Annotated in this window: 7 protein-coding genes and 1 pseudogene; 6 read left to right on the top strand and 2 right to left on the bottom strand. The window is 58.6% G+C overall.

Going from position 1 to position 8,559, the window contains the following annotated elements:
* A pseudogene (locus tag CHB90_RS20525) lies at positions 1-219 on the bottom strand (IS21 family transposase); the annotation flags it as partial.
* Positions 220-381: 162 nt separating this feature from the next.
* On the opposite strand from CHB90_RS20525, the gene CHB90_RS20520 reads away from it, so the two are divergent.
* Positions 382-1,650: a tyrosine-type recombinase/integrase gene (locus tag CHB90_RS20520; protein WP_089279701.1), complete on the top strand. Its 1,269-nt coding sequence runs from the start codon at positions 382-384 to the stop codon at positions 1,648-1,650.
* Positions 1,651-1,675: 25 nt separating this feature from the next.
* On the opposite strand, the gene CHB90_RS20515 is transcribed toward CHB90_RS20520, so the two are convergent.
* Positions 1,676-2,266: a hypothetical protein gene (locus CHB90_RS20515; RefSeq protein ID WP_089279700.1), complete on the bottom strand. Its 591-nt coding sequence runs from the start codon at positions 2,264-2,266 to the stop codon at positions 1,676-1,678.
* Positions 2,267-2,797: 531 nt separating this feature from the next.
* Here CHB90_RS20515 and CHB90_RS20510 point away from each other — a divergent pair.
* The 5 genes from CHB90_RS20510 to CHB90_RS20490 all read left to right on the top strand — a co-directional run bounded on the left by CHB90_RS20510 (position 2,798) and on the right by CHB90_RS20490 (position 8,537).
* Entirely contained in the window at positions 2,798-4,471 is a 1,674-nt protein-coding gene (locus CHB90_RS20510) for a choice-of-anchor L domain-containing protein (protein ID WP_245823317.1), read from the top strand.
* 690 nt (positions 4,472-5,161) lie between these two features.
* On the top strand, positions 5,162-5,452 hold the full coding sequence (locus tag CHB90_RS20505; RefSeq protein ID WP_089279699.1) for a helix-turn-helix domain-containing protein: 291 nt from the start codon (positions 5,162-5,164) through the stop codon (positions 5,450-5,452).
* The gene (locus tag CHB90_RS20500; RefSeq protein WP_089279705.1) at positions 5,452-6,756 is read left to right on the top strand and encodes a HipA domain-containing protein; all 1,305 of its coding nucleotides are present in this window, start codon (positions 5,452-5,454) and stop codon (positions 6,754-6,756) included. The genes CHB90_RS20505 and CHB90_RS20500 overlap by 1 nt, the downstream gene beginning before the upstream one ends.
* Positions 6,757-7,998: a hypothetical protein gene (locus CHB90_RS20495; protein WP_089279698.1), complete on the top strand. Its 1,242-nt coding sequence runs from the start codon at positions 6,757-6,759 to the stop codon at positions 7,996-7,998. It begins immediately after the preceding gene.
* A gap of 107 nt (positions 7,999-8,105) precedes the next feature.
* Positions 8,106-8,537, top strand: a complete 432-nt coding sequence (locus CHB90_RS20490) for an exonuclease domain-containing protein (RefSeq protein ID WP_281256126.1) — start codon at positions 8,106-8,108, stop codon at positions 8,535-8,537.
* Positions 8,538-8,559: the final 22 nt, after the last annotated feature.

Raw genomic sequence — 8,559 nt, 5'->3', positions numbered from 1 at the left:
CGCGTTTGTCGCCAGCATCTCGTCGAGTTCGTCCTTCCAAGGACCGATCTTCGGCTGCGGCTGGACGGTCCGCTCGTAGGTGTGCTCGGTCGCACCGGACCGGATCACCTTGCGCACCGTGTTCCGTGAAATCCGCAGTTCCCGGCAGATCTGCTTGATCGGCTTCTTGTCCTGAAAATACGCCCGACGGATCTTCGCAATCGTCTCCACAACCAACATCCCACACTGTGCTCCCCGATAGCCTCGGGAGCATCATCCACATCAGTGTAAGGGGGTCATTGTTGGACGCCGATCACCCCGTTACGGGGTCAAAATTGCATGCCTGTTCACAATAGAGCCGCGAATCTAAGCCTGTGTCGCAGGCGAAAGGGGAGATCATCCATGCTTAAACGTCTGCGCTTGAACGAGAAATCAGTTAGGGAGTGCGAACCTGAAGTAGCACGCGATTACCAGGTCTTCGACACCGACGTGCGGGGCTTTTCCATCCGGATCCTGCGATCAGGCAGCCGGTCGTTCTCGCTGGACTACCGTTTTGCTGGTCGGCAGCGCCGCATGGCCATCGGGCGCTGGCCCGAATGGACGGTGACGGCTGCGCGCGAGCGCGCCAAAGAGCTGCGGCGCGAAATCGACGAGGGGCGCGACCCCTTGGGCGAACGGAGTGAGTTGCGCGAAGCCCCGAGGTTCAGCGACATGATCGACCGCTACCTTGCCGAGCATGTGCCCCATCTGGCCAAGACCAACGGGTCCGATCAGCGATCCATGCTGACGAAGTTGGTCGCCCCACATTGGGGAACAAAACTGGTGATGGATATAACGCCGCATGATGTGGCGAAACTGCTGAACATCATCGCGAAGGGCAGGGCGCGCCCCTCCAAGGAAAAGCCGAACAACCGCGCGCGGAAGCTGCAGGGCGCAAAGCCCACGCCGATCCGTGCCAATCGGGTGGGCGAGGTGCTGCGCAAGATGTTCACCCTTGCCATCGGCTGGGGCTGGCGCACTGACAATCCGGCAGCGGCTTTCAAAAAGCGGATCGAGAACGAACGCGAGCGGTTCCTGTCGCAAGACGAAATCGGCAAGCTGGCCGAAGTGCTCGACGCCGCCACCGATCAGCGCGCGGCCGGGATCATCCGTCTTTGCATGCTGACTGGCAGCCGGGTGGGCGAGGTGCGTCAGGCGCGGTTTGAACAGTTCAATCTGGAACTTGGCAGCTGGTCTAAACCTGCCGCCACCACCAAGCAGCGAAAGATCCACCGGATCCCAATCTCGGCCGAGGTTGCGGCCATCGTGCGCCAGCGCCAGCTGCTGGTGCCCAACGGCAGTCCATGGCTGTTCCCCGGCGACATGCCGGGTCAGCCCGTCAAGGAAATCCGCCGCTTCTGGATCAACATCCAGAAGGATGCCAAACTGCCCGAAGTTCGCATTCATGATCTGCGGCACACATTTGCATCCCTGCTGGTCAGTGGCGGCGCATCGCTTGAGATGATCGGCAAGCTGCTGGGTCATTCGCAGATGCAAACAACCCAGCGCTATGCCCACCTGATGGACTCACCCCTGCGCGCGGGCGTCGATGCTGTGGCCAGCGCCTTTCGGCCCCGCCCCATTCTGGTACATGACGCCGACGCTGAACCAGTTGCGCGCAAAACTGCATGACGCCGCTGGCCCAGCGCGCGATCAATCAGGCAGCTTCCTTCCGCAAGGCGCGCCAGATTGGTGTGATCCGTCGGCGGATACTGCGGCTGTCGGGGATCTTGGTGCCGTCTGACTGATTGGCGAACCAGTCCTGCATTTCTGCGATCAGCTCGGCCTGCGTTTCTGGCAGGCCGCGCTCATGGATGCGCTGAACCAGAAAGACGATCATACCCTCCCAGTCGTATGGAGTTCCATTGGTGGTGGGACGGCGGATCATGTCGTGATCGTCTTCAAACCCAAAGACGTCCTCGGCCAAGATCAGCATGTCGACCACCGCGACCGCGATCCCGCCAGCCGGTTCAGTGATGATCAGCCAATCTGCGCCACCATCGGGCATAATCCGACGCACGATCCCTTCGACCGGGCCAGTGCCGCATCGCCGAAACAGCGGCTGCAAGTCCATGGCCGAGAGGGTGACTCGGCCCGCGAAGTCGGCGTCGCCGCAGCGCACCAAACCGATCCCGGTCATGATTTTGAGTTTGCCGATGGCCGCCCAGCCAGCGATGTCGGCAATAGAACAACCCCAGCGAGCCGAGGCTTCGTGAAGAGTAAAGAATACGCGTTGTGGTAGTGCCATGATGAATCCGCCCTCAAAAGGGCCAGAGGAGTGAACGTGCCTGTACCGCCTGCTGGCCGTGTTTCTTATGTGCAAAATAGGAGAAATCGGCGCAAAAGGTCAGGACGCGAAAGCGCCTTCTTCGACCTGGTGTGCCGGATGATACGTCCTGTTATGCTTTTTAGTTGAGGACTGCTCTCCCCATGCGTGCATGCTGCACGGGGCCACGATTCGGAGCAAGAGGGGGCCGATCAGGAAGTTGTGGATAACGCCAGAAAGAGAACAAAGGATGAATGTGTGGCATGGGTCCTATCTTTAGGATCGCAGCATGGGGCCTGTCAGCAGTGTCCTTTGTTGGAACCATGCACGGCGCTAATTTTTTGAGATGTTGGATACTGAGGGCAACGTGCGTGACAGAAAACCAACACGCTATATCTCGCCCATTGCGCTGGTGACTGCAAAAAGGACCGACGCGATCTTCCATTTTGAGCGCAAATTAACGGCAAAGGCGCGGGCACTCGCCTGTCCGCACAACCGGATCCGCATAGTGCCATGAACGGTGCGGGGCGATCTGCTATTTTCAAGTGTCATCATAGCATTTTCTCAATGATTTTGTCGGAGACTGACGCGGTTCAGTTCAACGAGGAAAAAAGTATGGTCAGTGCCGCGAAGCTTCCTGTCACCTCTGGTGGCGACGCAATGAAGATGGCTGACTCAATGTTCGGTTCAGGGATCAAAATTGTAAGCGCCAGCTATTCTGGCGACCCGGCCTCGGCTGGGATTTACTCGAACGGGTTGAAGGTCGCTCCGGGGGTGACGCCCTCGGACACGGGTGTGATCCTGTCCACCGGCAAGGCTGCAAATTTTACCAACGCCAAGGGCGAAGCCAATCAGTCCGCTTCGACGTCTTCTGACACCAAAGGGATAGATAACGACAAGGATCTTAATGAAATCGCCGGAGCCAAAACGTTTGATGCCGCGATTCTAGAGGCGAAGTTCATCCCTGAAGGGTCTGTCCTGACAATGCAGGTTACTTTTTCGTCAGAAGAATACCTCGAATACGTTGGATCTGGCTTCAACGATGCGGTGGGTGTCTGGGTCAATGGCGTAAAGGCCACGCTGACGGTCGGCAGTGGCGACATCTCGATCGACAATATCAACCTGACTTCGAACGGCGACCTTTATATCGACAATGCAAAGGATCAATTCAATACCGAAATGGACGGCTTTACCGTCACGCTGACGCTGAAAGCGCCGGTGGTGCCAGGACAGGTGAACACGATCAAAATCGGTATCGCCGACAGTGGTGATGCGGCTTATGACAGCAACCTGTTGATTGCCGGAAATTCAGTGCAAACCGCTGTTGTGGCCAACGACGACAGTTTTGAGGTCGGCCCGAATGATAAGGTTGTTGTTGATCTGACAGGGAATGACAGCAACTCTATCGGTGGAAAGCTGACCATTACCAAGATCAACGGTGTGGCGGTGACGGAGGGATCGATTGTCACCCTGCCCTCGGGGCTGGAGATTGTGGTCAATGGTGATGGCACGATCACCGTGATCACTGATCCTTCAGATCAGCCAGGCGGGGCGGGCTTTTCCTATGAGGTTACGAATGCCGACGGGGTAACAGATCTGGCTTTCGTCACGGGCGAGGTGCTACCGTGTTTTGTTGCTGGCGCCCGGATCAGGACAGTACGTGGCCTTGTTCCGGTTGAAGATATTGAAGTTGGCGATCTCGTGTTAACGCTTGACGGTGGACCGCAGCGCGTTCGCTGGCGTGGCAGCCGAACCGTTGTTTCTCGCGGGGCGCACGCTGCGGTGGTAATTCCGCCCGGCGCTCTGGGCGATCATGGCGCGCTGCGCGTCTCGCCGCAGCACCGAATTCACCAATCAGGCTGGCGGGTGGAGCTTCACTGCGCCGCGCCAGAGGTTTTGGTCAAGGCCGCGCACCTGGTGAGAAGCGGCCACCTGCGCCAAGATCACTCGGGCGCGTTAATAAGCTATCACCACCTTTTGTTTGATCGCCACGAAATCATCTGCGCAGAAGGGCTGTGGAGCGAAAGCTATTATCCCGGCCCCGCCACGCTTGACTCATTTGACGGCGCAACACAGGCCGAGATTCTTGCACTGTTTCCAGAACTGGTGGCGGATCCTGCTTGTGGTTATGGCCCGACGGCTAGGCCTGAAGCATCCGCCCAAGCCGCAGCCCTATTGACTACCTGAGAGTGGACTTGCTCAAAGCATGATCTCTTTGGGGAAACGCACTGATCCGTTGTACTGAATTGAAACACCGCAAATTGCCAAATTTGACGCTCGATTCTCCAGTGCATTATACGTGCTTATGATTACTGTATGAAGGGTTCCCAATCCATCCGTGTCAACGCCACGTCAACCCGCATATGCCATTTTTGCGCGATTGATGCTGCTGAAAGCGGGTCAATGTCGGGCGTTTTCGGAATGAGAATTTTACGAAATCAAAGGCTTGGCCCATAAGTCACGGAAATCGCTAAACTGTTGGAGTCGCTAGTGCTTTGGCTCATAACCTGAAGGTCGTCAGTTCAAATCTGACCCCCGCAACCAAAAAATACCGTGATAACAAACGCTTACCCTGTGGTATTTAGATACCACAGGGCGTTTTGCAGTTTACATCAACGCCACATCAACACCACGACCAAAAAACGGCATTCGTCCGCACTCGCGGGCATTCGCCGACATTGGGCTGCATTCGCGGGTTTTGATGTGTCGCAGATGAACCGACCGGATTACCGAGCCAAAGTCAGAAGAAATTATCCAATAAGGTAAACAGTGATCGCTCTTAGCCCAAATCCGTGTCGTTTTACCGATAACGATAAGAACTCTTGAGCGATCCCACATCTTTGTCTATCCTTACCGATAACGGTAAGGAGCCTCGTCATGTCAATCGAAAACGAGCGGAAGCTTCTTGCCGATGTCGGGCGGCGCATCAGGGCGATCCGTGCAGAGCAGAGCCTCAACCTCGACCAGCTCGCTCGCCTCACCGGGATCAGTGCTCCGGCATTGTCACTGATCGAGACGGGGAAGCGTGATGCCAGGCTGACGACACTTGCTAAGATTGCGGCGGCGCTGCGTGTGTCGCTCTCGGTCCTGATGGATGATACGTCGCCTGGCCCGGACGCCAAGACGAAAGACGCTCCGCAGGGTTACGACCTTGGAGACTACCTGTGATGACCTCGGTCTCGACCTGGTTCGATGCGCTGGCGGTTGGTGATGTCGATGTTGCCGCTGATGGCACGCTGTCTTTGCGCTACGGCGAGAGATGGCTGCAGACCGCAGGGGCGTTTCCGCTATCGGTCACCATGCCCTTGCGCGCCGAGGCCTATCCGTCCGAGGTCATCTCGCCTTGGCTTGCCAACCTGCTCCCGGAGGAAGAACAGCTTCAGGTCCTGACACGCTCACTGGGGCTGGATCAGGCTGATGTGCTGGCCGTGCTGACAGAGATTGGCGGGGATACTGCGGGCGCCTTGTCTTTTGGGGAGCCTGCGGATCCCAGCCGCTGGGCCTACACGCTGCTTACGCGTTTCTACGGCACCGGCGATGCGCAGGAAGCACTGGAGCGGCATTTTGCAGATCTTGGCCGAAGACCATTTCTGGTGGGCGAGGAAGGGGTGCGCCAGTCCCTCGCCGGTGGCCAGAAGAAGTCTGCTTTGGCCGTCCTTGGTCCAGATGGCGTGCCTGTGCTGCGCTTGCCCGGCCCGGATGACGTGCTCGCCATTCCCCTCAACGGTGCCCCGTCCACACTGATCGTGAAGCCGGACAATCCCAATCTGCCGGGCATCACCGAGAACGAGGTCTGGTGCCTGCGGATGGCGCAGGCCGTCGGCATTGAGGCTGCACAAGCAACGATTCTCAAGGCATCTGGGCGCACGGCAATCGGTGTATTGCGCTATGATCGCAGGCTTGGGCGGAATGGTCAGGTCCTGCGCCTTCACCAAGAGGATTTCGCACAGGCTAATGGCTTTCCCCCCGGGCGGAAATACGAGCGCGGCACACTGCGCGGGCTGGACCTCATGACGTTGCTTGAGACCGGGCGGCACGTCAGCGCAAGCGACGCCCTTGCCCTGCTGGATCAGGTCATCTTCAACATTCTGGTCGCCAACACCGATGCCCATGCGAAGAATTATTCGCTGATCCTGCCGGTCGCGGCAGCGCCGCGCCTTGCCCCGCTTTACGACGTGTCCTCGGTCCTGCCTTGGCCGCATGTCGTCCAGAGTTACGCCCAGAGCATCGCCGGCAGGAAGCGTACACCGGACATGATCGCGGGACGGCATTGGGAGGAGATGGCGCGCGACATTGGCTATCGCCCGACCGATGTGAGAAACCGGGTCCAGGACCTCGTCGACAAGCTTGTGGCATGTAGGGTGAAGGTCACAGCCGAGGTGGCAGCACTTCAGGGTGCGACAGAGGGCTATGTCACGCAGACTGCGGAAGCTGTCGAAGTTAATGCGCTGCGCATAGCGGGGAGGCTATAGATGGCGGGCAAGGTGACGCACAAATGGGCATTCAAACCGGGCATGCGCGCTGGCGCGTACAGCTGGAAGTCGTCTGCCAAGGCCATTGACCGGCTGAAATCGGCCAGCACAGAGATCCGGGCTGTCGCGCGCACTGACCCGACCGCCGCGGCCGAGGGTGTCATCGCGCTGGCCCAGCGCATCTGGCCCGCCTTCGAGCATATCGACACGTCCTCGGGTGCGCTTGGCAATGCTGTGCGCCGGACGCTCGAAGACCTGCTGCCGATCCTGATCGAGGCACCTGCTGATGAGAAAACCCGCACGAAATGGCTCGAGCAGCTGCGCGAGGCGATCGAGGACGACGGCGTCGATTATCTCGCGCCATTAGCCGATCGCTTTGGGCAGATCGCGGCATACCCTGCGCTGATGAACCTGCATGCCGACTGCGATCTCGACATGATGCGAGAGGCTTGGGCGGATCACGAGCGGTTCTCCCATGTCACGACGGGCACGCTAACGCTGTCCTGCCTGCTTGAGGCTGGGCGCTACGACGAATTGATGGCCCTTCTGGCGCTGAAGAAGACGTCTCTGTGGTTCGATATGAAGTTCGGCGCTGAAGCACAGCTACGGCAGGGGCGCGAAGACCAGGCACTGGCCTTCGCCGAGGCGCTGTTGAAGGATGATGGCCGCCAATGGGGTCACCACGAAATCGCGCGGTTCTGTGAGGACATTCTGGTCCGGCAGGGGCGTGAGGACGAAGCCTATCGCCGCTTCGGCCTCCCCACCGCTTCGGGCAACACCTATCTTGCGATGTGGCGCGATCTGGTGAAGCGCTATCCTGATCTCGACGCGCGCATGATCCTCGTCGATTTGATCGAGAGCCACGGGTCCAAAGGAAAATGGTTTGCCGCCGCCAAGACCGCAAAATACCTCGATCTTGCACTCGACTGCGCAGCGCATTCTGACGCGGCACCGGCGACGCTGATCCGCGCGGCGCGGGATTTCGCGATCAAGGAGCCAGCCTTTGCGGCACAAATCGGCCTTCATGCCATCGCACATCTGCTGGCTGGGCGCGGATATGAACCAAGCCCGCTCGATATTGATGAGGCTGTCACCCATGTCATGGACGCCAGTGCGCGGATCGGGCAGCGGGACCCTGTGCTGAGGGAGCTCCAGAGGCTCGCGGCCAATACCGCTACGGACGTGATCATGTCAGCGCGGCTGAAATCTCTGATCGCCGATATCGAAAAGGGCGATGGGTAGATGGAGCAAAGTGGCGGAATACCAGCAGCTTCTGCAGAGTGGGCGCGCCGTGTTTGGCAGATGATGAATTCCGCTTCAAAATTTAGGCTACGCCCACGACCTTTGCCATCTACGATCTCGAAACGACAGGCCTTTCGCCCGCCTTCGATCAGCTGCTGCAATTCGCCGCCATTCTGACAGATGACGAATTCAGGGAGATCGAGCGGGTTAATCTGCGCTGCCGGATTGCGCCGCACATCATCCCATCCCCTTGGGCGCTGACTGTCACCGGGGTGCGCCCAGCGCAGTTGCTGGACCCGGACCTGCCGACGCTCTTTGAGTTCACTCAATCAATCGGGACGCTGATCAACCGCTGGTCACCGACGATCTGGACCGGGTTCAACAGCATCCGCTTTGATGAGGAGATGCTGCGCCAGGCATTTTACCAGAACCTGCAGCCTGACATCTTCGCCACCCAATTTAACGGCAACACACGTTTCGACGTGCTGACGGCGCTTTATGCGGTCTGGCATAGCCAACCCGCCTTGGTTTTCGTTTGATTGCTCGACGTTTCGCGGATAC

Origin of the sequence: Antarctobacter heliothermus (assembly GCF_900188425.1) — a bacterium.
Taxonomy (GTDB): Bacteria; Pseudomonadota; Alphaproteobacteria; order Rhodobacterales; family Rhodobacteraceae; genus Antarctobacter; species Antarctobacter heliothermus.
This window is presented reverse-complemented; position numbering and strand designations above follow the sequence as displayed.